This window comes from Allobosea sp. P2_A10 (assembly GCF_056405115.1).
Genome location: NZ_JBFUCS010000022.1, coordinates 39,114 through 63,718, shown reverse-complemented (window position 1 = coordinate 63,718; position 24,605 = coordinate 39,114). Strand labels below are relative to the sequence as shown.

The 24,605-nt window shown below is 65.9% G+C and carries 25 protein-coding genes; 13 read left to right on the top strand and 12 right to left on the bottom strand.

What is annotated here, in order from left to right; genetic code table 11:
- Window positions 1-127 precede the first annotated feature (127 nt).
- Window positions 128-793, bottom strand: a complete 666-nt coding sequence (locus tag AC1DZY_RS23340) for a nitroreductase family protein (RefSeq protein ID WP_476822552.1) — start codon at window positions 791-793, stop codon at window positions 128-130.
- A 95-nt stretch (window positions 794-888) separates the two neighbouring features.
- Here AC1DZY_RS23340 and polA point away from each other — a divergent pair, with 95 nt between their 5' ends.
- The 5 genes from polA to AC1DZY_RS23315 all read left to right on the top strand — a co-directional run bounded on the left by polA (window position 889) and on the right by AC1DZY_RS23315 (window position 7,519).
- The gene (polA, locus tag AC1DZY_RS23335; RefSeq protein WP_476822551.1) at window positions 889-3,915 is read left to right on the top strand and encodes a DNA polymerase I; all 3,027 of its coding nucleotides are present in this window, start codon (window positions 889-891) and stop codon (window positions 3,913-3,915) included.
- A 72-nt stretch (window positions 3,916-3,987) separates the two neighbouring features.
- Window positions 3,988-5,130: an AI-2E family transporter gene (locus AC1DZY_RS23330; protein WP_476822550.1), complete on the top strand. Its 1,143-nt coding sequence runs from the start codon at window positions 3,988-3,990 to the stop codon at window positions 5,128-5,130.
- 123 nt (window positions 5,131-5,253) lie between these two features.
- Complete coding sequence (locus AC1DZY_RS23325) at window positions 5,254-5,625, top strand: glycine zipper domain-containing protein (RefSeq protein ID WP_476822549.1); 372 nt, start codon at window positions 5,254-5,256, stop codon at window positions 5,623-5,625.
- Window positions 5,626-5,628: 3 nt separating this feature from the next.
- On the top strand, window positions 5,629-6,054 hold the full coding sequence (locus AC1DZY_RS23320) for a hypothetical protein (RefSeq protein ID WP_476822548.1): 426 nt from the start codon (window positions 5,629-5,631) through the stop codon (window positions 6,052-6,054).
- A gap of 106 nt (window positions 6,055-6,160) precedes the next feature.
- Window positions 6,161-7,519, top strand: coding sequence for a sensor histidine kinase (locus AC1DZY_RS23315; RefSeq protein WP_476822547.1), 1,359 nt, complete (start codon window positions 6,161-6,163; stop codon window positions 7,517-7,519).
- Window positions 7,520-7,584: 65 nt separating this feature from the next.
- Here AC1DZY_RS23315 and AC1DZY_RS23310 read toward each other — a convergent pair whose 3' ends face one another.
- Together AC1DZY_RS23310 and AC1DZY_RS23305 are read right to left on the bottom strand one after the other, a co-directional pair.
- Window positions 7,585-8,055, bottom strand: coding sequence for a response regulator (locus AC1DZY_RS23310; protein ID WP_476822546.1), 471 nt, complete (start codon window positions 8,053-8,055; stop codon window positions 7,585-7,587).
- 67 nt (window positions 8,056-8,122) lie between these two features.
- A complete protein-coding gene (locus AC1DZY_RS23305) occupies window positions 8,123-8,623 on the bottom strand; it encodes a DUF992 domain-containing protein (RefSeq protein WP_476822545.1) in 501 nt (166 codons plus the stop codon).
- Window positions 8,624-8,741: 118 nt separating this feature from the next.
- On the opposite strand from AC1DZY_RS23305, the gene AC1DZY_RS23300 reads away from it, so the two are divergent.
- Complete coding sequence (locus AC1DZY_RS23300; protein ID WP_476822544.1) at window positions 8,742-8,960, top strand: hypothetical protein; 219 nt, start codon at window positions 8,742-8,744, stop codon at window positions 8,958-8,960.
- Between the two features lie 8 nt (window positions 8,961-8,968).
- On the opposite strand, the gene AC1DZY_RS23295 is transcribed toward AC1DZY_RS23300, so the two are convergent.
- The 3 genes from AC1DZY_RS23295 to AC1DZY_RS23285 form a co-directional block, all read right to left on the bottom strand.
- Complete coding sequence (locus AC1DZY_RS23295) at window positions 8,969-9,754, bottom strand: extensin-like domain-containing protein (RefSeq protein ID WP_476822543.1); 786 nt, start codon at window positions 9,752-9,754, stop codon at window positions 8,969-8,971.
- A gap of 64 nt (window positions 9,755-9,818) precedes the next feature.
- Window positions 9,819-9,983: a hypothetical protein gene (locus tag AC1DZY_RS23290; RefSeq protein WP_476822542.1), complete on the bottom strand. Its 165-nt coding sequence runs from the start codon at window positions 9,981-9,983 to the stop codon at window positions 9,819-9,821.
- A gap of 250 nt (window positions 9,984-10,233) precedes the next feature.
- Window positions 10,234-11,031: a response regulator gene (locus tag AC1DZY_RS23285; RefSeq protein WP_476822541.1), complete on the bottom strand. Its 798-nt coding sequence runs from the start codon at window positions 11,029-11,031 to the stop codon at window positions 10,234-10,236.
- 236 nt (window positions 11,032-11,267) lie between these two features.
- Between AC1DZY_RS23285 and AC1DZY_RS23280 the strand changes: the two genes are divergently transcribed.
- From AC1DZY_RS23280 to AC1DZY_RS23270, 3 genes are read left to right on the top strand one after another with little or no spacing between them, the layout of a single operon-like run.
- The gene (locus AC1DZY_RS23280; RefSeq protein WP_476822540.1) at window positions 11,268-11,492 is read left to right on the top strand and encodes a NepR family anti-sigma factor; all 225 of its coding nucleotides are present in this window, start codon (window positions 11,268-11,270) and stop codon (window positions 11,490-11,492) included.
- Complete coding sequence (locus AC1DZY_RS23275; protein WP_476822539.1) at window positions 11,479-12,039, top strand: sigma-70 family RNA polymerase sigma factor; 561 nt, start codon at window positions 11,479-11,481, stop codon at window positions 12,037-12,039. Before AC1DZY_RS23280 ends, AC1DZY_RS23275 begins: the two co-directional genes overlap by 14 nt.
- Before the next feature lies 1 nt (window position 12,040).
- Window positions 12,041-13,693 carry a sensor histidine kinase gene (locus AC1DZY_RS23270; protein ID WP_476822538.1) on the top strand — a complete coding sequence of 551 codons (1,653 nt, stop codon included), beginning with the start codon at window positions 12,041-12,043 and terminating at the stop codon, window positions 13,691-13,693.
- A gap of 18 nt (window positions 13,694-13,711) precedes the next feature.
- Here the strand turns inward: AC1DZY_RS23270 and AC1DZY_RS23265 are convergent, their stop codons facing one another.
- From AC1DZY_RS23265 to AC1DZY_RS23255, 3 genes are all read right to left on the bottom strand, one after another.
- On the bottom strand, window positions 13,712-14,635 hold the full coding sequence (locus tag AC1DZY_RS23265; protein ID WP_476822537.1) for a transglutaminase family protein: 924 nt from the start codon (window positions 14,633-14,635) through the stop codon (window positions 13,712-13,714).
- 133 nt (window positions 14,636-14,768) lie between these two features.
- Window positions 14,769-15,047 carry a hypothetical protein gene (locus tag AC1DZY_RS23260; RefSeq protein WP_476822536.1) on the bottom strand — a complete coding sequence of 93 codons (279 nt, stop codon included), beginning with the start codon at window positions 15,045-15,047 and terminating at the stop codon, window positions 14,769-14,771.
- Between the two features lie 132 nt (window positions 15,048-15,179).
- On the bottom strand, window positions 15,180-16,988 hold the full coding sequence (locus AC1DZY_RS23255) for an ABC transporter ATP-binding protein/permease (RefSeq protein ID WP_476822535.1): 1,809 nt from the start codon (window positions 16,986-16,988) through the stop codon (window positions 15,180-15,182).
- Between the two features lie 216 nt (window positions 16,989-17,204).
- Here AC1DZY_RS23255 and AC1DZY_RS23250 point away from each other — a divergent pair, with 216 nt between their 5' ends.
- The 3 genes from AC1DZY_RS23250 (at window position 17,205) to AC1DZY_RS23240 (ending at window position 19,591) form a co-directional block, all read left to right on the top strand.
- Entirely contained in the window at window positions 17,205-17,960 is a 756-nt protein-coding gene (locus tag AC1DZY_RS23250) for a Crp/Fnr family transcriptional regulator (RefSeq protein ID WP_476822534.1), read from the top strand.
- Between the two features lie 125 nt (window positions 17,961-18,085).
- Window positions 18,086-18,892, top strand: coding sequence for a class I SAM-dependent methyltransferase (locus AC1DZY_RS23245; RefSeq protein ID WP_476822533.1), 807 nt, complete (start codon window positions 18,086-18,088; stop codon window positions 18,890-18,892).
- A gap of 129 nt (window positions 18,893-19,021) precedes the next feature.
- The gene (locus AC1DZY_RS23240; RefSeq protein ID WP_476822532.1) at window positions 19,022-19,591 is read left to right on the top strand and encodes an NADPH-dependent FMN reductase; all 570 of its coding nucleotides are present in this window, start codon (window positions 19,022-19,024) and stop codon (window positions 19,589-19,591) included.
- 7 nt (window positions 19,592-19,598) lie between these two features.
- On the opposite strand, the gene AC1DZY_RS23235 is transcribed toward AC1DZY_RS23240, so the two are convergent.
- Window positions 19,599-20,123 (bottom strand): hypothetical protein, encoded by a 525-nt coding sequence (locus AC1DZY_RS23235; RefSeq protein ID WP_476822531.1) that lies wholly within the window; start codon window positions 20,121-20,123, stop codon window positions 19,599-19,601.
- 140 nt (window positions 20,124-20,263) lie between these two features.
- Between AC1DZY_RS23235 and AC1DZY_RS23230 the strand changes: the two genes are divergently transcribed.
- Window positions 20,264-21,190: a glutaminase gene (locus tag AC1DZY_RS23230; protein WP_476822530.1), complete on the top strand. Its 927-nt coding sequence runs from the start codon at window positions 20,264-20,266 to the stop codon at window positions 21,188-21,190.
- Window positions 21,191-21,202: 12 nt separating this feature from the next.
- On the opposite strand, the gene AC1DZY_RS23225 is transcribed toward AC1DZY_RS23230, so the two are convergent.
- Together AC1DZY_RS23225 and gyrB are read right to left on the bottom strand one after the other, a co-directional pair.
- Window positions 21,203-22,111 carry a DMT family transporter gene (locus AC1DZY_RS23225; protein WP_476822529.1) on the bottom strand — a complete coding sequence of 303 codons (909 nt, stop codon included), beginning with the start codon at window positions 22,109-22,111 and terminating at the stop codon, window positions 21,203-21,205.
- Window positions 22,112-22,168: 57 nt separating this feature from the next.
- The gene (gene gyrB, locus AC1DZY_RS23220) at window positions 22,169-24,592 is read right to left on the bottom strand and encodes a DNA topoisomerase (ATP-hydrolyzing) subunit B (RefSeq protein ID WP_476822528.1); all 2,424 of its coding nucleotides are present in this window, start codon (window positions 24,590-24,592) and stop codon (window positions 22,169-22,171) included.
- Between the last annotated feature and the right edge of the window lie 13 nt (window positions 24,593-24,605).

Below are 24,605 nucleotides of genomic sequence, written 5' to 3'. Positions count from 1 at the left end.
AGCGGCGCAGCCGCGCCGATCCGGGATCCATCATCGGGCTCGTCGGCACTTTACGATGGATCCCGGGTCAAGCCCGGGATGACGACGTGTTTATCCGGATCATCTGATCGTGCCGACGCTCCCTTGCTCACAGGAAGGTCGCGATCTCCTCCAGCGGCTTTTTGCCGATCGCCGGGACCGTGCAGCCCTCGGCGGGATAGCCGACGACGAGCAGGATCAGCGCTTTCTCGTTATCGGGCCGTTCGCAGATCGCGTTGAGGAAGTTCATCGGGGCCGGCGTATGCGTCAGCGTCGCCAGCCCCGCATCGTGCAGCGCCGCGATCAGGAAGCCGGTGGCGATGCCGACCGATTCCGGCACGTAATAGTGCTTCACCTTGCGGCCCTGCGCGTCAAAACCCCAGCGCTGCGCGAAGATCGCGATCAGCCACGGCGCGGTTTCCAAAAAGGGTTTCTGATCGTCGGTGCCGAGATGGGCGAGCGCATCGAGCCATTCCCCGCCGGCGCGGCCGGCATAGAAGGCGCGCTCCTCTTCCTCCGCACCCTCGCGAATCACGCGCTTCTTCTCCGGATCGGAGATGCAGACGAAGGTCCAGGGCTGCTGGTTGGCCCCCGACGGCGCCGTGCCCGCCGCCCTGACGGCGGTCTCGATCAGCTCGCGCGGCACCGGCCTGTCGGAATAGTCGCGGACGGTGCGGCGCTTGCGCATCCTGGTCAGGAAGGCTTCCGCCCGCGGCAGCATCTCGTCTTCCGGCACGCCCTCGAAGGTCAGCGGCATGGTGGCATGGATGGACATGGCGTTTCGCTCCTGACGGTTTTTGGCGCAGCTTCCTGCGAATCGCCGCCCGCGCGCAATAGACCGCCTGCGCTTGCCCGCTTATGGTCCGCGCCATGAGCCACAAAGCCGAAACCGCACCCGACCTGAAGCCCGGCGACCACCTCTTTCTGGTCGACGGCTCGAACTTCATTTTTCGCGCCTATTTCCAGTCGATCAATCAGGACCGGAAATACAATGCCCGCTCCGACGGCCTGCCGTCGGGCGCGGTCAGGCTCTTCGCCACCAAGCTGTTCCAGTTCGTCAGAGAGGGCGTACTCGGCGTGATGCCGACGCATCTCGCCATCATCTTCGACAAATCGGAGAACTCGTTCCGCAAGGAGCTTTATCCCGCCTATAAGGGCAACCGCTCCGACCCGCCGCCCGACCTGATCCCGCAATTTCCGCTGATGCGCGATGCCGTGCGCGCCTTCGGGCTGATTCCGGTCGAGCAGGAGGTCTACGAGGCCGACGACCTGATCGCGACCTATGCGCGCCAGGCCCGCGAGGCCGGCGCCGACGTGCTGATCGTCTCGGCCGACAAGGATCTGATGCAGCTCGTGGGGCCGGGCGTCGCGATGTACGATCCGGCTTCGGGCGACGCCTCTAAGGGCAAGGGTTTTCGCGCCGAGCGCAGGATCGGCGAGCCGGAGGTGGTCGAGTATTTCGGCGTGATGCCGAACCGCGTCATCGACGTTCAGGCTCTGGCCGGCGACGCGACCGACAATGTGCCCGGCGCGCCGGGCATCGGCATCAAGACGGCGGCCCAGCTGATCGGCGAGTATGGCGATCTCGATACGCTGCTGGCGCGCGCGGCTGAGATCAAGCAGCCCAAGCGCCGGGAGACGCTGACCAATCCGGAGGTCATCGAGAAAGTCCTGATCTCGAAGAAGCTGGTGACGCTGGTCGACGATGTTGCGGTCGAGACGCCGCTCTCGCATCTGACGCTGAGCCAGCCCAATCCCGCTCCGCTGATCGCCTTCCTCAAGGCGATGGAATTCACCACCATCACCAAACGCGTCGCCGAGGCCTATGAGGCCGACATCTCCGCGATCGACGCCGATCCCGATCTCGCGCCGGGCGGATCACGCGCCGCCGAACTCAAGGCGCTCTATGTCGGCGAGGATGCGGTCGCGCCGGCAAGCGAGGCGGCCGCGACACCCTTTGCTGCGTCCGCGAACGGGGCAGCCTCCGGCGACGGCTGGATGAGGCCGGCCGATCTCGCCGCCACCCGCAAGACCGAGGCGGCCGAGGCCAAGATCGACCGCTCCGGCTATGAATGCGTGCGGACGCTGGCCGATCTCGAACGGTGGATCGGTTGGGCCTATGAGGCCGGCTTCGTCGCGCTCGACACGGAGACGACCTCGCTCGACGCCATGCAGGCCGACCTCGTCGGCGTCTCGCTTTGCGTTGCGCCCGGCAAGGCCTGCTATGTCCCGCTGCAGCATCGCGGCGGCACGGATCTGTTCGGCAGCGGCATGCTGGAGGGCCAGATTCCTTTGGCCGACGCCCTGGCTGCGCTGAAGCCGCTGCTCGTCGACCCCGGCGTGCTCAAGATCGGCCAGAACCTGAAATACGATCTGCTCGTGTTGAAGCAGCATGGGCTCGACGTGTCCCCGATCGAGGACACGATGCTGATCTCCTACGCGCTCGACGCCGGCAACAATACGCACGGCATGGACAGGCTCGCGGAGCTGCATCTGGGCCACGAGACCGTGCCCTATTCGCAGGTCGCGGGCACAGGCAAGGCGCAGGTGACCTTCGACAAGGTCGCGCTCGACAAGGCGACGGAATATGCAGCCGAGGATGCCGATGTGACGCTGCGGCTCTGGCGCGCGCTGCGGCCAAGGCTGGCGGCCGAGGCCAAGACCACGGTCTACGAGACGCTGGAGCGGCCGCTGGTCGCGGTGCTCGCCCGGATGGAGCGACGCGGCATCGCCATCGACCGGCAGATCCTGTCGCGGCTCTCCGGCGAATTCGCCCAGTCGCTGGCGCGGCTGGAGGACGAAATCCACACGCTCGCCGGCGAGAAATTCACGATCGGCAGCCCCAAGCAGCTCGGCGACATCCTGTTCGGCAAGATGGGCTTGTCCGGCGCCAAGAAGACCGCGACCGGACAATGGGCGACGGGCGCGGGCGTGCTCGAGGATCTGGCCGAACAGGGCCATGAATTCCCGACCAAGATCCTGGAATGGCGCCAGCTCTCCAAGCTGAAATCGACCTATACGGATTCGCTGCCGACTTACGTCCACCCGCAGACCAACCGGGTCCACACCTCCTATGCGCTGGCAGCGACGACGACAGGCAGGCTGTCCTCGTCGGAACCCAATCTGCAGAACATCCCGATCCGCACCGAGGCCGGGCGCAAGATCAGGACCGCCTTCGTCGCCGAAAAAGGCCACAAGCTGATCTCGGCCGATTACAGCCAGATCGAACTGCGCCTGCTCGCCCATATCGCCGATATCCCGCAATTGACGCAGGCCTTCGCCGACGGCGTCGACATCCATGCGATGACGGCGTCGGAGATGTTCGGCGTCCCGGTCGCGGGCATGCCCAGCGATGTCCGCCGCCGCGCCAAGGCGATCAATTTCGGCATCATCTACGGCATTTCGGCTTTCGGGCTCGCCAACCAGCTCGGTATCGGCCGCGAGGAGGCCGGCGCCTATATCCGCAAATATTTCGAGCGCTTCCCCGGCATCCGCGACTATATGGACCAGACCAAGACATTCGTGCGCGCCAATGGCCATGTCACGACGATCTTCGGCCGGGTCTGCCATTTTCCGGCGGTGGGCTCGAAGAACCCCTCCGAGCGCGCCTTCGTCGAGCGCCAGGCGATCAACGCACCGATCCAGGGGTCGGCCGCCGACATCATCCGCCGCGCCATGATTCGCATGGAAGGCGCGCTCGATGCCGCCAAGCTCGATGCGCGCATGCTGCTGCAGGTCCATGACGAACTGGTCTTCGAGGTGCCCGACGCCCAGGTCGAGGCTGCGCTGCCGGTGATCACCAAAGTGATGGTCGATGCGCCCCATCCGGCGCTGCAACTGCGCGTGCCGCTGCAGGTCGATGCGAGGGCGGCGGGGAACTGGGACGAGGCGCACTGAGGAACTTTCCCGGCCAACCAAACGTTATGGGTTGGACGCGCCGGAGGGCGCGGTTCGCGCGTTGGAACCATCATGCTCAGCTCGGCCGCCTGGAAGCCCTTTCCGCGCTATCTGGCGGAGCCAGAAAGTAGCGACGAGGCACATCAGGACGTCACGCCGCAAGAGCATGACCTCATCGTCCGTTATGCCATCATCGGCATCTTCGTCATTCTCGCCACGACGACGCTGTCGCTGACCAAGGTGATCGCGCTTCCGGTGACGGCGGGCGTGATCTTCGGGCTCGTGCTCGGGCCGCTGGTCGACTGGCTGGTGCGCCGCAACGTGCCGCAGCATCTGGCTGCGGCGATCGTCGTGCTGCTGGGACTGGCCGTGCTGCTGGCCGCTGTCACGGTGCTGGCGGTGCCGATCGCAGGCTGGAGCGATCAGGCTCCGGCGATGATGGCGGCATTGAAATCCAAACTCGCCGGCGTTTTCGCCTTCATGGACGAGTTCAAGCGCGCCGCCGCCGCGCTGACGGGCAAGAGCGGTGCCGAGCTCAACGTCTCGCAGGGCAATCCGCTGCTCGACATTGCCATGTCGTCATCGGCGGCGGCGGGCGGGCTGCTGATCTTCGTCGCCACCGTATATTTCTGGCTGGCGACACGCCGCCACCTCAAGGCGCGCGCTCTCAGGCTGTGCCTGGGTCGCGGCGCGCGCAAATCGGCCGGCGCTTTCTTCGAGGAGATCGAGGCGCGGGTCGCGCGCTATTTCGGCTTGGTGACGCTGATCAATCTCGGCATGGGCCTGCTGACGATGACGATCGCCTGGATGGCCGGGCTGCCCTATCCGGTGTTCTGGGGCGCGCTCGCCTTCATGCTGAACTACCTCGCCTTCATCGGCCCGATCATCGTCACGGTGACGATCTTCGCCGGGGCGCTGCTCAATGCGCCGTCACTGGCGGCGGCGCTCGCCCCGGCGGCCGCCTATTTCGTGCTGCATTTGATCGAGGGCAATGCGGTGACGCCGGTCTTCGTCGGCCGTCGTCTCACGGTCTCGCCTTTCCTCGTCTTCATCGGCTTCATCTTCTGGCTCTGGCTGTGGGGGCCGGTCGGGGCGGTGCTCTCGACTCCGATCCTGCTGGTCGCCATGGTGGCGCAGGAGGAATTCGCCCGTTACCGCAAGGCGCAGGCGGAGGAGGTCGATATTGAGGAGCAGGTTCCAGCCAAAGCTGCCTGAGCACGGCCTGAACGGAACCCGCGCAGTCCCGGCGCGTTGAGCGACACGAGAGCGTCGGCAATCCGGGCGCTTACCCGAAATTCCCACCATTATCGAGCGTCAGAGACAGGGATACTATCCGACATGGCCACCACCACTTCCGCCAAGCGTCAGGCCGCATCGGCCGTCAAGCGCGCCAAGGACGACGTCGTCGCCGGGGCCGAGGATGCCGCCGCCGACGCCAAGGCGACCGCGAAAACCACGGGCCGCCGCGTCAAGCGCGAGGTCGGCGAGATCGAGGCCAGCCTGACACGGGGGGCCGAGGAACTGGCCGCGACGGTGACCGGAAAGCTGCGCGCCGCCGGCGTCGACACTGACCGGATGGTCGATGTCGCCAGGGAGCAGGCCAGCGACCTGCAGAAACTGATCGAGGACGAAATCCGCGAGCGCCCGCTGCGCGCGCTGGGTCTGGCGGCGGCTGTCGGCCTGTTCGTCGGCTTCCTGTCGGCGCGATAAGTCATGCTGGGGGGCTTGGGAGCTTTCATCGCGTCGGAAGTCTCCGGCGCGGTCAGGCGCAACGTGATCGTCTATGGGCTCTATGGCTTCGGAGCGCTGATGGTGCTGTGCGCCGGCGGCTATGGGCTGAACGCGCTGCACACCGTGCTCGCCACGCGCTACGGCGCGGTCGAGGCGAGCCTGTGGATCGCCGGCGGGCTTTTCCTGACCGGCCTGATCAGCTTCGGCGTCGCGGTCTACGTCAAGAACCGCCCCCGTCCTGCCCGGCCGCTGGCCGCGACCGCGCTTGTCGCTGCGCCGGTGGCCGCAAAGCTGCTCGGCTCGAAATTGAGCTGGAAGGCGTTGATGGTCGGCGGCGTGGTCGTACTCGGGGCGGTGCTGGGCCGGCAGTTCTTCAACGGCGGCGAGCAGGAAGACGACGACGCTTGAGCCGCGTTTCCGGCCTTTCTCGCCTCGCAACCCACCCCGCCCGACATATTTTTTTACATAGGGGATGTGGATTCCGTCCTGTATCACGGTGGACATGTCTGCCCAGGTGAGACCCCGCAGCCGCCTCGGGCTGCCCAGCATCCCCGTTCTTGGCGCGCGGGTGCGATCGGCCACCACGACGATCGTGGCGATCGGCGTGGTCGGCGTCGCGATCATTCTCGCCGCATGGATCAACCTGCAGGCGAAGGAAACCGCCGACCGCGTCTCGCATTCGATCGAGGTTCGCGAACGCGCCGAGCGCTTTCTCGGCCATATCCGCGATGCCGAGACCGGACAGCGCGGCTACCTCATCACCAACGACGTCAGGTACCTGACTCCCTTCGTGACCGGCCGCGCCGCGGCTCTGCCGGAGCTCGACGCACTCGACCGATTGGTGGATGACGACCCCGCCCAGAACGATCGCGTCGAGCGCGCCCGCGTCGAGACGCGCGGCAAGCTCCAGGAGCTGGACGAGACCGTGGCTCTCATGCGCGACGGCCGCCGCGCCGAGGCGCTCGCCCGAATTCGCGAAGGCAGCGGCGTCACCGCCATGGACCAGCTGCGCGGCACGATCCAGCAGATCCAGTTCGCAGAGAACATCCGGCTCGTCGCGCTCAACCGCGCGGAGGAACGCCGCCGCCTGTGGTCGAGCATCGGCATCATCGTCGCGCTTGCGGCTCTTGCCTTTGCGGCCTGGCAGCAATTGCGCACGCGCCAGCGCCGTTCGCGGCTCCTGGCGATCAGCAACGCCGAACTCGAACAGATCGTCGGCGAACGCACACAGCAACTCGAGAACGAGCGCCTGCGGATCGAAGCGCTCCTGCGCGACGTCAACCACCGCGTCGGCAACAACCTCGCCATGGTTTCGGCCCTGCTCAACGTCCAGAGCCGGCAGACGCACGAACCCGCTGTGCGGACAGCGCTCTCCCAGGCGCAATCGCGGATCCAGGCGATCGCCGCCGGGCAGCGCCGCCTGCGCCTGGACATCGAGACCGACGAGATCGATGCACGGCCTTATATGGAGGATCTCCTAGCGGAGATCGGCAAGGCCGCCGAAGCCCGGCCGATCGCGATCAACCTCGACATGGAGGCGATCCGCCTGCCCGGCCGCGACGCGGTGTCCTTCGTCGTCATCGTCAACGAACTCGTGACGAACGCGATCAAGCACGCTTTTCCAGACGGCGCACCCGGCCGAATCACGATCCGGTTCAGCGAAGGCGAGGCGGATGGTGGAGCGGTGCTGGTGCTCGCGATCGAGGATGACGGGATCGGATTTCCCCTCGATGCAGGAACCAAGGGGCTTGGGCAGACAGTCATCGCCAGCCTGCTTCGCAGCATGCGCGCGACGATGACGAGCGAGCCGGCCACTCCCGGCGTCGTCCGCCCCGGCTCGCGGATCACGCTGACGTTTCCGAAGAGAAACTGAGAAGAAAAAGGGTTGGAAGGCGAGCTACATGTCGCGGCGAAGGAACGGAGCCTCGCCGACCCGGCTCAGGCCTTGACGGCGCTCGACACGAAGCTCGCGATCTCATGCGTCGAAAACGGCTTGCGCAGGAAGCGTACGTCGCGCAGCGGCTTGGGCACGTCTCCAGGCGTCGAACCCGAGACGAAGGCGAACGGCGTGCCACGCTCCATCAGACTGGCCGCCACATCGAAGGTCTTGCCGCCGACGACGTCGATGTCGAGCAGGGCGCATGACAGGCGCGAAGCCGCAGCGGCGTGGGCATCGGCGACCGATTCCACGATGATGAGTTCAGCGTGTGCGCCGAGTTGATCGGCCACCGCAGACTCGATGTCCATGGCGATGAACGGATCGTCTTCAACGATCAGGATGCGAATCTCGGACATCGAACCAGTGTCCCTTTCGTCTACTGTAGTCACGTCGCGCAACTGGAGAACGCTGTAGTCGCGACCATGTTCCAGAACGATACCCTCAGGTTGTGGGGGAATCGTAAAATTCAACTAAACTTGCGGCAAGACGGTTAGCGAATCGTAACGTCTTCGAGACATCGGCGCCGTAGTCGGCGCCTCAGCGGGTGCGTCGCCCCAACGTCAGCTCGAAGCTGGTGACCCCGATGGCGACATTGATGCCGCGACGGCCCTGCAACGAGAACGGCTGCAATGTGACGTCGCCATGATTGCCGCCGACGAGCAGGTTGCCCGAGGCGCCAGTTCCAGCCGACGCCGCGACTGCGGCCCCGGTGTAACGCCCGGTCAGGGCGCCGATTTGGGCCCGGGCATAAGGACCATAGACGCGCCAGCGCATGCCGCTGCCGCGGATGGTGCCGAGATCGAGGCCGAAGCTGCGGACAACCCCAATATAGTTCTGTACCGGCCCGCGGCGCGGCGTGAAGCGGCAATCCATCGGCCGTTGCGACGTCACCACCAGGCCAAGCGCCGGCCCGACGGTGCAACTCAGCCGACCCGCCGGCGCGCCGGACTGCGCGCTGGCAGGAGCTTGAAACGCCAGCGCGCCCAAAACGGACGCCAGGATTGCGGTTACACGCGCGCGCGTGAGATTAAGGCTCATATCAGGGCTCCTGGCGGATGATCGTCGAAGAAACGCCGCAAACGCTCCACAGTTCCGCGTTACGACGGAACATCGGGGAACGAGTTGCGTTATCTCTCGCCATCACATGGGAACGCAAATGTTTGTCAGTTTTTTGCAAGCCCAACCTGTCGCGCGGCGCAGTGTCTGGCAAGCTCGGCAAGACATGCCGCCCTTCTGGGAGCTCGAGGCCCTGATCGCCGACGGCCACGACCTCGATATGGCGCTTCTGCTGATGAGCATGCGCCGCGATGCGTCGAACGACACGCTGGATCGGGTCTCGGAGTACGGCGCGGCTCACTCGCGCATTTCGGCCTGAACAGCGACCTACTGGCAAAATCGCGTCGCCGCCGAGCGACGCTCCTGGATATCGAGATGAAGATGGTTGGCGTGTGCGGTATCCGCGCCCGGCCCGATGCTCGTCGTGAACGCCCCGCATGCCGACTGCCTGATCGCGGTCAGAAACTGCTGCTGCCTCGGACCATCCGGCTTTTCGACGACGATCCGGGCGTCGGCAGCTGGGCCCGCCATGACGAAAGCAAAGATATCCAGCGCCCTGCCGGTCGCATGCTCGCTCAGCGGCCCGCCCCCCGCCCGATTGCGACGACGGCACTCATGACCGCCCCCGACCCGCAATCCCGTCAGTTCGCGCTGAAACGAACCGCGTAGCAGCAACTGTACGCTGTCGGAAAGCCATGTCGCGACCCTGCCGGCCATCTCGCAGCTCAGCGTCGCCGGTGGCTGGAAGGCGATCCTGTTTTCACCCAGTTCAAGCATTTGCACGACTACGGGCTCGACGACGCGGCAGGCGAGATTGGGCGTTGCGTTGATCGAGGCAGCTGCCGCCTGCACGCCCTTGCCAAAACGCGCCTGAAGGGCCAGCAGGCAGCCCGGCCGCGCTTCGGGATGGACATCATCGCGGGGTGCGGACGGACTGTCACCTTCGCGGGCGGCGCGGGGAGCACCGGCCGGCAAAGTATCGGGACGGGACAATTCGAGCGGACGGACGGGCGGCAGCGTGTTCGCGCTCTCCGACTTCGACCGATCCATGCTGTGTGGCTCGGCGTTAGCCGGCGCTGTCAGCAACAGCATGGCCGCAAACAGCAGCGCCATCCCATCCACGAGCGGAGATGGACCGCCTGTTCGGTCCGGCTGCGAGAGCCGGCAAGCCGCAGGGTCAGCTGTCAAGCGCCGAGGCGCTCGCGACAGCGACGGCTGTAACCGCCGCCAAGGCAAGGGACAGCATCTCCGCACTCGGCGCACCCGCCGGAATGACGCCACCGAACAGGGCGGCTGCAATCGAGCCAGCCGTCACCAGAGCTGCGAGAAACATCATCGCCATCGACCAAACCCTCCCGAGTCGGCGGCCGGCATGAGAGAGCCGGTCGTGATGCGCAGGCAACGTCCGGTCCTGGCGATTGTTCCCCCGTTTCGACTCAAAATCGCCCAAAATGCCGAGATATGCCGGCTCGCATACCTAGCGTCGTCGACCCTTCGGCCTATCGCCAGCATTGAGCCTGACGACATGTTTCGGGCCCATGGCGACGAACGCCAGGGGCCCGAAAATGCAATCCCAGAGACTGTTCGAGCAGTCAGGCGGCCTTGCGGCCGGCGCGACGATCGAAGAACAGAGCCTGGCTGATCGCGGCCTTCACCGCCTCGGGCTGGAACGGCTTGGTGATCAGGAAGGCGGGCTCGGGCCGGTCGCCGGTGAGCAGACGCTCGGGATAGGCCGTGATGAAGATCACGGGCACATCGATCGACGACAGGATCTCGTTGACAGCATCGAGACCCGAGCTGCCATCGGCGAGCTGGATATCGGCGAGCACGAGGCCCGGCCGCTTCTTGGCGACGAGCGCGATCGCCTCGCGATGCGTGCGGGCGACGCCGGTGACGGTGTGCCCGAGTTCCTCGACCATGGTCTCGATGTCGAGCGCGATGATCGGCTCGTCCTCGATGATCAGCACATCGGTGGCGACCTGCTCGGCGATCTCCTGACCGGCGGCCTGCACGAGAGCGGCCGCATCGGAGCCGGAGACGTCCATGATGGTCGCGACCTCGTCGATCGAGAAGCCCTCGACCGTGCGCAGCAGGAAGGCCTGGCGCGGGCGCGGCGTCAGTGCCTCGAGATTGCGCTCGGCCGAAGAGCGGTCAAGCTCGACATGGCCGCCGCCGGCGATGTTGAGGCCGACCGACGACCAGAGCTTCAGGAAACTGCGGTAGAGGCCAAGACGCGGGGCGATGTCGCGCGGGAACGAGCCGGGGTCCTCCACAAGCGCTTCAAGCATCGCGACGACATAGGCGTCCCCACTCGCCTGCGTGCCGCTGAGCGCCCGGGCGAACCGACGCAAATACGGCAAATGCGGCGCAATTTCTTTGGCAATCGACATGGAATTGTCCTTTTTGACGTGCCKGAAATGAGCACTGAGGACCCCTTTCTGACAAGCGATTTATTTTGCGCGATAGCGGGAACCTTTCCGGCGATGGTCTGTTTATATGGCGCATTAGTGTCGGTAGCGCGTCTCCACGGATCCTCAGGTCGCCTGGATAATCGAGACCGACGGAACGGAAGATGAGCGCAGGACCAGCTGGAAAAGCAGGCCTGTTTTTTTGCGCGAGGGCTGACATGAATACAATCGATGCTGCGATGGACGGACCAGGCGGGGGTAGCGACGAGCCCGATTTCATCCTTGATCCCAAGGTCCAGGAATCCATCGGCCGATCGCTGAAGGCGCATTACGACGACATCGTCAACGCGCCCGTGCCCGACAAATTCCTGGTGCTTCTGGCTCAGCTGGAAGCGCAGGAACATCGCGCGACGCCCGGAGGTCTCTCCGATGAGCGCAACTGACTTCAAGGATGGTCTGATCAAGGAAATTCCGAATCTGCGCGCCTTCGCGGCGTCGCTTTCGGGATCGATGCAGCTTGCCGACGATCTCGTTCAGGACACCTTGCTGAAGGCCTGGGGCAATTCGGAGAAATTCGAGCCCGGCACCAGCCTGCGCGCCTGGCTCTTCACCATCCTGCGCAACACCTATTACTCGCTCTATCGCAAGCGCGGACGCGAGGTGCAGGACAGCGAGGGCACCTATGCCGAGCGGATGGCGACGCATGGCAACCAGGAAAGCCATCTCGACCTTGCCGATTTCCGCAAGGCGCTGGCCAAGCTGCCGGAGGAACAGCGCGAAGTGCTGATCATGGTCGGCGCGACCGGCCTGTCCTATGAGGAGACAGCCGAAATCTGCGGCGTCGCGATCGGCACGATCAAGAGCCGGGTCAACCGCGCCCGCACGAAGCTTGCCGAACTGCTTTCGATCGGTGGGCTGGACGACCTCGGCCCCGACCGCAAGACCGCGGCCGCCATCCAGAGGATCGGTTCCGAAATCGTCAGCCTCTGATATGAGGCTGGCGCGCTTCAGGACGGTAAGAGGACGGCTTCTGGCCCTGCTCGTCGCCATTGCGCTGCCGATCGCCTGCCTGACGGCGATCACCGCCGTCACCACCTACCGGTCGGTCACCAGCGCGATCGAAACCTCGCAGATGCGCACGGCCGATGATTATGCCGTTCGGACGCGCGTCTGGTATCGTGGCGCCCTGCGCTCGCTGCTGGCCGGCGGCACGACGCTGGCGCAGTCGGGACTTTCGCTTGGAAACTGCAGCGAGGTCAGCGCGAGCATGCTGGCGCAGGTGCCCGGCTACCGCGCCGTCCATGTGGTGTCCAATGAGGGGCGCACCTGTGCGGCTTCGCTCGATCCATCGGTCAGTGCGGCCGATCTCGCCAAGGCAGCGGCCGATCTCAGGGCGAGGCCCGCCGTCCAGATCCGGGCGGGCACGGAACTGGCCAGGGCGCGTTACGATCAGATCGTGCTCAGTGGAAAGCCCTATCTGGCCGTCTATGCCAGCAGCCAGGCGGCCGAACGCCCACTTCAGGAGGGCTTGCTGCTGATCGATCCGGAGTTGCTCGACCAGGTCTTCGATCTCGGCGAGAGCGACAACGGTCTGGTCGTCGCGGTGGTCAGCCGCGCGGGCGGAATCGTCGTGTCGCGCGGCGTGCCGGAGAAGGATGCGTCCTGGCTCCCGGCACAGCAGGTCATCCCGCAGGTCAGCGAGCGCTGGCAGGGGCCGAGCCGAGCCGGCGATACCCGCTCCTATACCGCGCGGATGGTGGCCGAGCCGGATTTCTACGTCATCGCCTCGTTCGACGATGCGCTCGGGCAGGCGGCCCGCACCCAGTTTCTGGTGTTGCTGCTGGCGCCGCTGCTGACGCTGGCGCTGCTCTGCATCGTCTATCTGCGGGCGATCGACCGGCACTGCGTGCGCTGGCTGCGCGGTATCGAGGGCGCCGCCCGGGCACGCTCGACCCGGCCGACGGCGCGGGCCATCATCGCCGACGAGATGCCGTCGGAAATCCGCAGCGTCGCGGACGCCTTCAACATCATGGTCGACGAGCAGGAGGTCCGGCAGCGCCGGCTGCAGACGACGCTCGACGACAACCGTTTCCTAGTGCGGGAGCTGCATCACCGGGTGAAGAACAGCCTGCAGGTGGTGCAAAGCTATATCGGGTTGACCAAGCGCGACTATCGCGGCGAGGCGCGGCTGGCTCTGGCCGACGCCGAATGCCGCGTCCACGTGCTTTCGGCGGCTTATCGCTTCACGCTGGCCGATGGCGAGATGCAGCCGGTGCGCGTCGACCTGTTCATAGACGATGTCGTGACGATGATCTCGAACCTGCTGCGCAAGCGCGACCAGTGGGTGTCCAGCACGGTCGAGACGCGCGCCTCGTTGTCGGTGGACCGGATCATCCCGCTTGGCTTTCTCGCTGTCGACGTCGTCTCGCGGGCGCTACGGAGCACGCCTGGCGTGACTGTCAGCCTGAGCATAACGGATGTCGACGAGACCACGATCGAGATCGCCATCGAGGCCGACCGCGAGATCGCCCATAGCGAGCCGCCGAAACTGTTCGCGGGGCTGATCGCGCAGATCGAGGCCGTGTCGGCGCGCGTGCCGGAAGGCCGCTCGCTCGGCGCCTGGCGGATTCGCCATCAGGGGTAGTCGCGGAGCGCCAGCCCTTCAGGCCGGCGGATCGACCGCCTCGATCGTCACGCCGACGCTCAGACCCATGAAAGAGCCCGTCGCGCCGGTGAAGCTGCCGGAGATCGGCGAGGCGTCCTCCGGTACGCGAGCGACCGCCACGCGCAGCAGCTGACGATCGGCAACGAGATCGTTGGTCGGGTCGAACTCGACCCAGCCATCGCCGGGAATGAAGACATCGGTCCAGGCATGGGTCAGCCCGACGGCCGAGACGAGGCCGGCAGCGTCCGGCGAGCGGTCATGGATGTAGCCGGTGACAAAGCGTGCCGCGAAACCCATGCGGCGCGCGAGCTCGATGAAGAGCCAGGCATAGTCGCGGCATGAGCCCGAGCCCTGCCGGATCGTGTCGGAAGGGTGCTGCGTGCCCTCGTCATAGCGCAGCGCGTAGCTCAGCCCAGTATAGATCGCATGGGCGAGATCGCGCAGCAGATGGCCCGAGCCCTCGCCGATGCGGGCGCGGAAATCCGCCAGCCACTGGTCGAGCACGCCGTCGGGGTCCGCCGCAGCCAGCGTGAGATAGGGTTGCAGTACGGCGCGCTCGGTCTCGCTGTAGACGATGGCGTTGACCGCGCCGGCAGGCTCGATCTCGGTGCGTGGCAGGGCCGAGCCAAAGCGCTGGATGACCAACTCGCTGACGATGTCGAGCGTATCGGCCGGGGCGTCGAAATTCGCGACCGCGACTGAATTGCCATAGGCGTCGTGCATCCAGCGAAGCCGCGACTGCGGCGCGATCGAGAGCGCCGTGTCGACGACGCGCAGATCGAAGGAATCGCGCGGGCGCAGCATCAGGCGATGCGGACCGAACTGGACCGGGCCGGCATAGCGATAGGTCGTGGCGTGGCGGATGCGCAGATACATGGTCGTCCTGGAGCCGATGTCGTCAGCGCATTCCGATGAGTCCATCCTGATGAACTCTCGCGACAGACAAAAAACAAGCCGCCCGGAGGCGGCTCGTAAGTTTGCGTTGCGCGAGGGAGCGCTACGTCATGAACCGAAGACAACCGGGAAGGTTCCGCTCCGGCGAAAATAAATCCCGTCAGCGGGTGACCGACAATTGGCTGCCCGCCAGGAACGCCTGCTGCGAGGTCGCGATAGCGCGCTTGGTGCGATCGACGACCTTCTGGTTGGGGTTGACCGAGGCGATGCGCGTATCCGTGGGCTCATGACGCTCGATCTTCGCCTGCGCGACGCTGGCGGAACTCTGGTCGGTGGGCTGCTGCAGCCCGGCGCCGAAGGTGAGGGTGGCGACAGCGACACCCATGAAACCGAAGAACAGGCCAGCGCGCTTCATGGGGGCAAGGCTGTTATTCAACATCTGTCTCTCCCGACGCCAGGACCAGCCGCAATCGGCCGGTTTCTGGAGGAGTTAACGCCGAGACAGCAGCACGGTTCCATTTCGGGACGATGACCGCCATCGTCCCCGATCACAACGACGCGACCGGCCGGTTCAGGCCGCTTCGTCATTGGCGGCATGGCGGGTCTTGAACATGCGCCAGAGCGATTTTCCCAGACGTCTTGAGGTCAGACGGGCGCCAGCGACGCGCTTCTCCAGCGTGATCTTGCGATCGTGGAACTCCTCGAGCCCCGGGCGATGGCCGACGCTGATCACGGTCGCATGCTTCAGTTCGCCCTCGAGCAGGCCCAGAAGCGAGGTCTGGCTGTCCTCGTCCAGCGCCGAGGTCGCCTCGTCCATGATGACGATATCGGGCCGCTGGATCAGCAGGCGGGTGAAGGCGACGCGCTGGCGCTCTCCGCCTGAAAGAATCCGGTCCCAGGCGTCTTCGTCGTCGAGCCGCTTGGCCATGTAGCCGAGGCCGCAGCGTTTGAGCGCCGCCAACACCACCTCGTCCTGCACCGGCTTGTCGGCCTCGGGATAGAGCAGCACGGTTCGGAAAGTCCCCATCGGCAAATAGGGCTTCTGCGGCACGAAGGCGAGCGACTTGCCATGCGGAAGGTTGATCGCGCCCGAGCCCCAGGGCCAGAGACCGGCGAGCGCGCGGATCAGCGTGCTCTTGCCGGTGCCGCTTTCGCCGACGATCAGCACCTTCTCGCCCAGTTCGATCACCACGGACGCATCGCTGATGACGGCGCGGCCGTTGCTGTGGGCGATCGAGAGATTGTCGAGATGGATCGCGCCGTCCTCGCTCTCGCCTAGCCTGATGCTGGTTTCGCCTTCCATCAGCGTGCCGACGTCAAGCCCCTCCAGCGCTTCCTGCAACTCGTCGACGCGGGCGACGGAGGCGAACCATTCCGCCAGCCTGGTGAAGTTGTCGACGAACCAGATCAGGGCGGACTGGACCGCGCTGAAGGCGGCGACGACCTGCATCACCGCGCCGAGCGTGACCTCTCCTGACAGGTATTTCGGCGCAATCAGCAGCAGCGGCACGATCGGAAACAGCGCGCCATTGGTGTTGAGGACCAGCGCGATCACGCCCTGCTGGCGGATGACGCGCAGCCAGGCCGCGACGACGCGGCCATAGTTCTCTCCGACGGAGGCGCGCTCATCGGCATCGCCCTTGATCAATGCGATGCTCTCGGCGTTTTCGCGCAGCCGGGTCATCTCGGCACGGAACTGCGCCTCGGTCTCGTTCTTGGCCGAGATCCTCGCCACCAGCGGCCGCCCGGCGAAATAGGCCGCGAAGGACGCGATGACGGCGTAGACGATCGCCGCGATCGCCATATAGCACGGAACGACAATCTCCCGCCCACCGAGCGTAAACTGCGCCGAGCCCGCGACCTGCCAGAGGATCGCGGCGAAGGTCGTGGCGGTGACGGCGGCGCTGATCAGACCGATGGCGAACTCGACCAGCGGCTCGATGGCCAGCCGGACGTCTTCGGCGATGCGGTATTCCGGCGCGGATTGCTCCCGTGCGGTGAACTGCATGCGGTAATAGCGCTGGTCTGCGATCCACCAGCCCGCAACGCGGCGGGTGAGGTACTCGCGCCAGCGCGTCTGCAGCAGCATCCGGCTGATCACCAGCGACGAAAGGGTCAGCGCCGAGACCGCGATCAGGAGCGGCAGCCAGGCAGCGACGGTCCAGGCCGTCGCGATGTCCTTCTTCTCCAGCGCATCGAAGAACAGGCGGTTCCAGGTGTTGACGCCGACGGCGGTGGCGATCTGCGCGCCGGCGAAGACGAGGACCGTCACCGTCAGCACCCAGGCCCGAACCCGCGTTTCGCCGGTCCAGAATCCCAGCGCGTTGGCGAAAAAGCGCCTCATGCGCGAACGGTCTTGAGCGCGCGGCGTGTCGGACATGCTGGAGGTTCTCCCGATAGGCCAAGATACCAGACCACGCTGCCGGCTTAGCAAGGCGGACAACGTCGCGCTCGCGCGCATGTTCCTGCACCGCTACTTCCTACACCGCTATCGCATCTGCTGCGGCGCACAACGGCAAAGACATGTTATTTGATATTGAGTTACGCCCTGCACGATGAGCATGATCGTTGCGATATCGGGGAAGCGATCCAGACGATGACTGTCACCGCGCATCAAGGCCGCGTCGGCGTGCCCTGCCTGGCCTGCCCGCTGCGGCTGAAACCTGCCTTCAAGGACAAGACCGACGACGAGGTGCGCTTCATCCAGGCGATGAAGGTCGATCACAGGAGTCTGCCGGCGGGAGCCGATATTATTCATCCTGGCCAGGAGGACGCGGAGCTCTACACACTCTTCTCGGGCTGGGCCTTCCGCTACAAATCCCTGCCCGACGGCCGCCGCCAGATCCTGAACTTTCTGCTGCCGGGGGATCTGGTCGGCCTGCAGGCCTCCCTGCTCAGCGCCTCCGCCCATGGCATCGAGGCGCTGACCGAGGTCGAGCTCTGCGTATTTCCACGCAAGCGGGTCTGGGATCTGTTCGTGCGGATGCCGAGCCTTGCCTATGAGGTCGCCTGGCTCGGCTCGCGCGAGGAAAGCCTGATCGACGAGAACCTGACCTCGGTCGGCCAGCGCAGCGCCGCCGAACGCATCGCAGCGCTGCTGATCTCACTCTATCGCCGGGCCAACGTGCTCGGCCTCGTCAGCGACAACAGCTTCCAGTTCCCACTATCCCAGCAGCAATTGGCCGACGCGCTCGGGCTGTCGCTCGTCCACACCAGCAAGACCTGGTCGCGGCTGCGCAAGGCCGGGCTGTTCTCCATCGCGGGCGGGCGGCTGACCCTGCTCAACCCGCGCCTGACGGCGCGCATGGCCTCGCTTTTCGAGCGGGAATTCGAACCAAGACCGTTGATCTGAGTTCACCCTGCGGCAGACCGGCGACAAGGCGCTGGCCAGCGATCGCTCTTGACCCCATATGTCGCGCAGGTAACGTCATCTTTTCGTCATGCTTGCCGCCTGTCGCGGCAATAATAAGAGGCCAAATGCCCCCAACCTTGCATACCCGGCGCCCGCGCGGCGTCTCCCTTGCTGCGCGGATCGGCCAGTCCAGCGTGGCCGCGCGTATCGAGGACGAGATGCGCGTGACCGCGGCCGACCTCGTCGACAGCGTCGCCGAAGCGCGGCTGAGGGTCGCCGCCGTGCGCTACAAGGTCGAGGGCGAGGTCCGCAACACCGCCGAGAAGCTCAAGACGCGGGTCAGCAAGGCGGCCGGCGAAGCGAGGGCGAAGCTCGGCGACGAGGCGCGCTTCATCAAGTCCTGGATCGACGATCCCGGCCGCACCGGCTCGGTGACGCCGTCGAGCCCGGCGCTCGCCCGGCGCATGGCCTCCTTCGTCGATCCCGAAAGCCCCGGCCCGGTGATCGAGATCGGACCCGGCACCGGCCCGGTGACCGAAGCGCTGATCGAACGTGGCATCAGCGAAGACCGGCTGATCCTGGTCGAGTACAGCCCGGAATTCTGCGCGCTGCTGCGCCAGCGCTTTCCCAAGGCGACCGTAGTCGAGGGCGACGCCTATGCGCTTTCGACGACGCTTGCCGGGGTTCTGACGGAGAAGGCGAGCGCAATCGTCTCCAGCCTGCCGCTGTTCAACCGGCCGCCGGCCGCGCGCAGCGCGCTCGCCCGCGACGCGTTTTCGCTGCTCAGCGAGGCTGCTCCTTTGATCCAGTTCACCTATTCGGTGATCTCGCCCGTCCCGCGCAAGGGCTCGGGATTGAGGAGTTCCGTCTCGGACTGGGTGTTGCGCAACATCCCGCCCGCCCGCGTCTGGGTCTATCGGCAGGCGATTTGAGCGGCACGACACTGTCGCCACACGGGACAGGACGCCCGGCATGGAAACGTCATGTGGCGCGAGCATTGCTTTCCGCCAAGTCGATCTTCACCCCTCCGCCGCAACCCATTTCCCGGATGAGACATCGCCATGGCAACGCCGAAAATCCTTGTCTTCTCGGGCTCGACCCGAGAGGGTTCGCTCAACACCAGGCTTGCGACGCTCGCCGCCAGAAAGCTCGCGGCGGCAGGGGCGCAGGTCACGCAGATCACGTTGGCCGACTATGTCCTGCCGCTGGTCGACGCCACCGCGTTCGGCAATACGCCGGCCAAGGCCACCGAACTGCGGGCGCTTTTTGACTCACATCACGGGCTTTTCATCGCCAGCCCCGAATACAATGCCGGATACACGCCCGCACTGAAAAACGCGCTCGACTGGGCGAGCACGGCGAAAGCAGGCCCGCCGGCGTCCGGGCTCGCCGGCAAGGTCGTCGCGCTGGGTGGAGCTTCGCCCGGGCATCTCGGCGGCTATCGCGCGCTGACGCAATTGCGCACGGTGCTCGAACTCGGCTTCGGCGCCATGCTGATCCCGGAAATGGTCGCTGTGGGGCTGGCCGACAAGGCGTTCGGCGAGGACGGCGAATTGCTCGACGCGCGCACTGGCGGCTTCCTCGACGCTCTGGTGACGCGGCTGGTCAAGGTCGCCGGCGCGTCCGCCTGAGGCTGCTTCACTCGATCTTGCATTCACTGCCCGCCGGTTTCAGCGCCCAGGCGCCGTCATCGGGTTTGGCGGGAATTTTCACGGCATTGTCGGCAATGTCCTCGGAATCATATTCGAGCGGATTGGCGACAATGCCGCGATTGCGGACCAGCAGATCGCCGCGCTGCCCCGGCTCGACCGTGAATACACCAGCATCCCACTCCGCCTCGCAACGCAGGCCGAAGCCGGCCGCCTTGCAGAATCCGCCGTATTTGTAGTCGTGCGCGGTGCCGGCGTTGCCCCTGCGCTGCCGCAGATTGAAATAGAGCTGCAGATAGACGCCGGCGGGGCCCTGATCTTCAGCTGTCGCGATGTGCACGAGCCTGATCCCGGCGACCTTCTGTCGTGGATGCGCGCTCAGATGCGCGGCATCGTAGACCCGTTCCCAGCAGGCCGCGCGTTTCAGCGGCAATTCGCGTTCGAGCGGGCGGGCGACTGCGGACTGCGCCATCGCGGCTGCAAGCGCGGCGATCAGGCCGGACACATAACGCATGGCGGCGCTCCCCTGACATATCCCATCAGGATCGCTCCGTTCCCGATCCCGCGCAACCGGCCCGGTCGTTGTCCGCTTGACCGAGGCCCGGGGCTCCGGCTTGGTGCCGAGCGAAGAGGGGTGGACCGGGAGCGCGAGGCATGACGGATCTGGCGCAGCTCGTGCGCATGGTCGCAGGCGAGATGGCCGATCTCACCGAACGCGGCACGGTCGCCAGCTATATCCCGCCGCTGGCGGCGATCGACCCTGCCCGGTTCGGTCTCTGCATCGTCACCGCCGGCGGCGCGGTCCATGAAGCCGGAGACGCCGAGGAGCCGTTCTCGATCCAGAGCGTCTCCAAGGTATTCGCGCTGACGCAGGCGCTGGGCAAGATTGGCGACACGCTGTGGCGGCGCGTCGGGCGCGAGCCCTCGGGCACGCCCTTCAACTCGATCGTCCAGCTCGAGCGCGAGGCGGGGATTCCGCGCAACCCCTTCATCAACGCCGGCGCGCTCGTCGTCGCCGACGTCAACCTCGCCGGCCACGAGCCACGCGTCGCGATCGGCGAATTGCTGCGCTTCGTGCGTTATCTCGCCGATGACGACACGATCTCGATCGACGAGGCGGTGGCGCGGGCCGAGCAGGCGACCGGCTTCCGCAATGTCGCGCTGGCCAATTACATGAAGGCGTTCGGCAACATCCAGCACCCGCCGGAGCGCACGCTCGGCGTCTATTTCCACCAATGCGCCATCGCCATGAGCTGCCGCCAGCTCGCCATGGCCGGGCGCTTCCTGATGCATGGCGGGCTCTACCAGCCCGGCGGCGCGCGCGTCGTCTCCAGCCAGCGGGCGCGGCGGATCAATGCGCTGATGCTGACCTGCGGCCACTACGACGCGTCGGGCGATTTCGCCTTCAAGGTCGGCTTGCCCGGCAAATCAGGCGTCGGCGGCGGAATCCTCGCGATCGCGCCCGGCAAGGCGTCGATCGCGGTCTGGTCGCCCGGTCTCAACGCCAACGGCAATTCGATGCTTGGCACGCTGGCGCTGGAGAAGGTGGCCGAGGCGACGGGCTGGTCGGTGTTCGCCTGACGCCCAAAGCCGTCAGGCCTGCGGCCGCGGACGCGCCGCCAGCACGACGCCGCAGACGATGACACCGATGGCGACCATGGCCGCCGGGCCGGGCATCTCGCCGAGCACGGGGATCGCGATCAGCGTCGCCACCACCGGAATCAGTGCGATCACCGCCGTCGCCGCGCCCGGCCCGAGGATCGCGACCGCCCGATTGAAGGTGACGATGGCCACCGCGCTCATCAGGACACCTTGATAGACCCCCTGCAAAGCGAGTTCCTGCAGCGAAGCTTGCCCGAGCCGGCTGATGCCAGAGCCGATATAGAACGGCACGAACAGGACCGCCGACCAGAAGCAGATCAGCGCCGCCGATTGCAGGGCTGAAAGCGACGAGACCCGAAACATCAGCGTATACACAGCCCACATCGCGGCTGCCAGGGCGAGCGCGGCCAGTCCGACGGGATCGAACACGCCGCCTTCGGGCGCGCTGGCGCGCGTCAGCACGACAAGCCCGGCAATGATCGTACCGTAGCCGAGCAAGCGTGGCCGGCCCGGCCATTCGCCAAGCCCGACCCAGGCAATGACCCCGGCGAAGACCGGCATCAGCGTCGGCGTCGTCGAGGCCGCCTGCGCGGCACTGGTGAGGCGCAGGCCCAGTGCGACCAGAATGACGAAGGGCGCACCCCACAGAAGCGCAAAGATCAGTCCCTGCCCCCAGGCCCGCGGCGGCAGCCGGGACTTCAACAGCACTGGAAGCAGGACCAGAGCGCCGATGCCGAAACGCAGAGCGGTGACGTCCCAGATCGTCAATTCGCGCGTGACGGCGAAACGGGTCACGACGAACCAGCCCGAGAAGACGGCGACCGACGCTCCCGCCGACGCAAACCCGAACAGCAGCGCCCTCGCGGAAGATCGGCCGGCAGACTCATCTCCCGGCGTCATGGGCCGTCCCTTGGATCGGTGGTCGCGCAGTCTGGAGTTACGTCCTGACGGGCGCTCTCAGGTATCGACGGTCGCGTTCAGCGCGTTGGTCTGGATGAATTCCCGGCGCGGCTCGACGACATCGCCCATCAGCTTGACGAAGAGGTCGTCGGCCTCGTCGTTCTGGTCGTTCCGGACACGCAGCAGCGAGCGCGCGTCACGATCGAGCGTCGTCTCCCAGAGCTGGTCGGGATTCATCTCGCCCAGACCTTTGTAGCGCTGCAGCGAGACGCCCTTCTTGCCGATCGCAGAAACCGCCTCGAACAGGTCGGTCGGCCCGTTGACGGCGTGCTCGTCGCCCTTGCGCGCGAGCACGCCTGGCTTGGCATAGGCCTCCTGCAGCGAGGCGGCCGACGCGTCGAGCTTGCGCGCCTCGGCGCTGGCGAGGAGCCCGGCATCGAGGCCTGCGACCTGCTTGACGCCACGCACCATGCGCGAGAACAGGAAGCCGCCTTCGGCGAACCTGCCTTCCCAGCCGCGCTCCAGATCGTCGGAGATCGCGTCCAGCCGCGCGGCGACGGAGGCCGCCGCCGCATTGGCCTGCGCCTCGCTCCCCTCGGAGAACGGATGCAGCGCACCGGCGATGGCCATCTGCTCGGCGACGCGCCGGTCATAGCGCGAATGCAGCAGCGCAAGAGCGTTGCGCACGCCGCGCGCCTCCTCGATCAGAGCGCGTAGATCGGATCCTCCACGCTCCACACCGTCACTGGTGCGGAAGACCGCGCCATCAAGGGTGGTGTCGATCAGATAATCCTCGAGCGCGCGCTCGTCCTTCAGATAGGTCTGTGACTTGCCCCGCGCCGCCTTGTAGAGTGGCGGTTGGGCGATGAAGAGATGGCCGCGCTCGATCACCTCCGGCATCTGCCGATAGAAGAAGGTCAGCAGCAAGGTGCGGATATGGGAGCCGTCCACGTCCGCGTCGGTCATGATGATGATCTTGTGGTAGCGCAGCTTCTCGATGTTGAACTCCTCGCGGCCGATGCCCGCGCCGAGCGCCGTGATCAGCGTGCCGACCTGTTCGGAGGAGAGCATCTTGTCGAAACGCGCCCGCTCGACATTGAGGATTTTGCCGCGCAACGGCAGAACCGCCTGATATTCGCGGGCGCGGCCCTGCTTGGCCGAGCCGCCGGCGGAGTCACCCTCGACGATGAAGAGTTCGGATTTCGCGGGATCGCGCTCCTGGCAGTCGGCGAGCTTGCCCGGGAGCGAGGCGATATCGAGCGCGCCCTTGCGGCGGGTGAGGTCGCGCGCCTTGCGGGCGGCCTCGCGGGCGGCGGCGGCCTCGGCGACCTTGCCGACGATCAGCCTGGCCTCTGGCGGATGCTCCTCGAGCCAGGTCGAGAGCGCCTGGTTGACGACGTTCTCGACGACCGGACGCACCTCGGACGAGACCAGCTTGTCCTTGGTCTGCGACGAGAATTTCGGATCGGGCACCTTGACCGAGACGATCGCGGTCAGGCCCTCGCGGCAATCATCGCCGGTGAGCGAGACCTTTTCCTTCTTCAGGATGCCGGAACTCTCGGCATAGCCGGTGATCTGGCGCGTCAGCGCGGCGCGAAAGCCGGCGAGATGGGTGCCGCCGTCGCGCTGCGGGATGTTGTTGGTGAAGCAGAGCACGTTCTCGTGGTATGAGTCGTTCCACCACAGCGCGACATCGACGGTGATGCCGTCCTTCTCGTTGCTCAGCATCACAGGTTTGCTGATGATCGCAGTCTTGGCGCGGTCGAGATAGCGCACGAAGGCCTCGACGCCGCCCTCATACATCAACTCCTCGCGCACCACCTCGGAATGGCGGGCGTCGGTCAGGACGATGCGGACGCCGGAATTGAGAAAAGCGAGTTCGCGCAGACGATGTTCGAGCGTCTTGTAGTCGAACTCGATCATCGTGAAGGTTTCGGTCGAGGGCGTGAAGGTCACCTCCGTTCCGCGCTTGTCGCCGGCCGGGCCGACGACGACGAGCGGGGCGACCGCATCGCCATGGCGAAACTCCATGAAATGCTCGTTGCCGCCGCGCCAGATCCTGAGCTTGAGCGAGACCGAGAGCGCGTTGACGACGGAGACGCCGACGCCGTGCAGGCCGCCAGAGACCTTGTAGGAATTCTGGTCGAACTTACCGCCGGCATGGAGCTGGGTCATGATGACCTCGGCGGCCGAAATGCCTTCCTCGCTGTGGATATTGGTCGGAATGCCGCGCCCGTTGTCGGTGACGGTAACCGAACCCTCGGCGTTCAGCGTGACGGTGACGATGTCGGCATGACCAGCCAGCGCCTCGTCGATGGCGTTGTCGACGACTTCATAGACCATGTGGTGCAGGCCCGAGCCGTCATCGGTGTCGCCGATATACATGCCAGGACGTTTGCGGACGGCATCCAAGCCTTTGAGAACCTTGATGGAATCGGCGCCATAGGCGGCGTCTTCAAGGTCGCGGGCAGCATCGTTCATGTCGGAGTCCTTC

Excerpts from the sequence above, each read along its gene's own strand:
- AC1DZY_RS23340 (WP_476822552.1), bottom strand. The coding sequence starts at position 793 with ATGTCCATCCATGCCACCATGCCGCTGACCTTCGAGGGCGTGCCGGAA.
- polA (WP_476822551.1), top strand. The coding sequence starts at position 889 with ATGAGCCACAAAGCCGAAACCGCACCCGACCTGAAGCCCGGCGACCAC.
- AC1DZY_RS23330 (WP_476822550.1), top strand. The coding sequence starts at position 3,988 with ATGCTCAGCTCGGCCGCCTGGAAGCCCTTTCCGCGCTATCTGGCGGAG.
- AC1DZY_RS23325 (WP_476822549.1), top strand. The coding sequence starts at position 5,254 with ATGGCCACCACCACTTCCGCCAAGCGTCAGGCCGCATCGGCCGTCAAG.
- AC1DZY_RS23320 (WP_476822548.1), top strand. The coding sequence starts at position 5,629 with ATGCTGGGGGGCTTGGGAGCTTTCATCGCGTCGGAAGTCTCCGGCGCG.
- AC1DZY_RS23305 (WP_476822545.1), bottom strand. The coding sequence starts at position 8,623 with ATGAGCCTTAATCTCACGCGCGCGCGTGTAACCGCAATCCTGGCGTCC.
- AC1DZY_RS23300 (WP_476822544.1), top strand. The coding sequence starts at position 8,742 with ATGTTTGTCAGTTTTTTGCAAGCCCAACCTGTCGCGCGGCGCAGTGTC.
- AC1DZY_RS23295 (WP_476822543.1), bottom strand. The coding sequence starts at position 9,754 with ATGGCGCTGCTGTTTGCGGCCATGCTGTTGCTGACAGCGCCGGCTAAC.
- AC1DZY_RS23290 (WP_476822542.1), bottom strand. The coding sequence starts at position 9,983 with ATGGCGATGATGTTTCTCGCAGCTCTGGTGACGGCTGGCTCGATTGCA.
- AC1DZY_RS23285 (WP_476822541.1), bottom strand. The coding sequence starts at position 11,031 with ATGTCGATTGCCAAAGAAATTGCGCCGCATTTGCCGTATTTGCGTCGG.
- AC1DZY_RS23280 (WP_476822540.1), top strand. The coding sequence starts at position 11,268 with ATGAATACAATCGATGCTGCGATGGACGGACCAGGCGGGGGTAGCGAC.
- AC1DZY_RS23275 (WP_476822539.1), top strand. The coding sequence starts at position 11,479 with ATGAGCGCAACTGACTTCAAGGATGGTCTGATCAAGGAAATTCCGAAT.
- AC1DZY_RS23270 (WP_476822538.1), top strand. The coding sequence starts at position 12,041 with ATGAGGCTGGCGCGCTTCAGGACGGTAAGAGGACGGCTTCTGGCCCTG.
- AC1DZY_RS23265 (WP_476822537.1), bottom strand. The coding sequence starts at position 14,635 with ATGGACTCATCGGAATGCGCTGACGACATCGGCTCCAGGACGACCATG.
- AC1DZY_RS23260 (WP_476822536.1), bottom strand. The coding sequence starts at position 15,047 with ATGTTGAATAACAGCCTTGCCCCCATGAAGCGCGCTGGCCTGTTCTTC.
- AC1DZY_RS23255 (WP_476822535.1), bottom strand. The coding sequence starts at position 16,988 with ATGTCCGACACGCCGCGCGCTCAAGACCGTTCGCGCATGAGGCGCTTT.
- AC1DZY_RS23250 (WP_476822534.1), top strand. The coding sequence starts at position 17,205 with ATGACTGTCACCGCGCATCAAGGCCGCGTCGGCGTGCCCTGCCTGGCC.
- AC1DZY_RS23245 (WP_476822533.1), top strand. The coding sequence starts at position 18,086 with ATGCCCCCAACCTTGCATACCCGGCGCCCGCGCGGCGTCTCCCTTGCT.
- AC1DZY_RS23240 (WP_476822532.1), top strand. The coding sequence starts at position 19,022 with ATGGCAACGCCGAAAATCCTTGTCTTCTCGGGCTCGACCCGAGAGGGT.
- AC1DZY_RS23235 (WP_476822531.1), bottom strand. The coding sequence starts at position 20,123 with ATGCGTTATGTGTCCGGCCTGATCGCCGCGCTTGCAGCCGCGATGGCG.
- AC1DZY_RS23230 (WP_476822530.1), top strand. The coding sequence starts at position 20,264 with ATGACGGATCTGGCGCAGCTCGTGCGCATGGTCGCAGGCGAGATGGCC.
- AC1DZY_RS23225 (WP_476822529.1), bottom strand. The coding sequence starts at position 22,111 with ATGACGCCGGGAGATGAGTCTGCCGGCCGATCTTCCGCGAGGGCGCTG.
- gyrB (WP_476822528.1), bottom strand. The coding sequence starts at position 24,592 with ATGAACGATGCTGCCCGCGACCTTGAAGACGCCGCCTATGGCGCCGAT.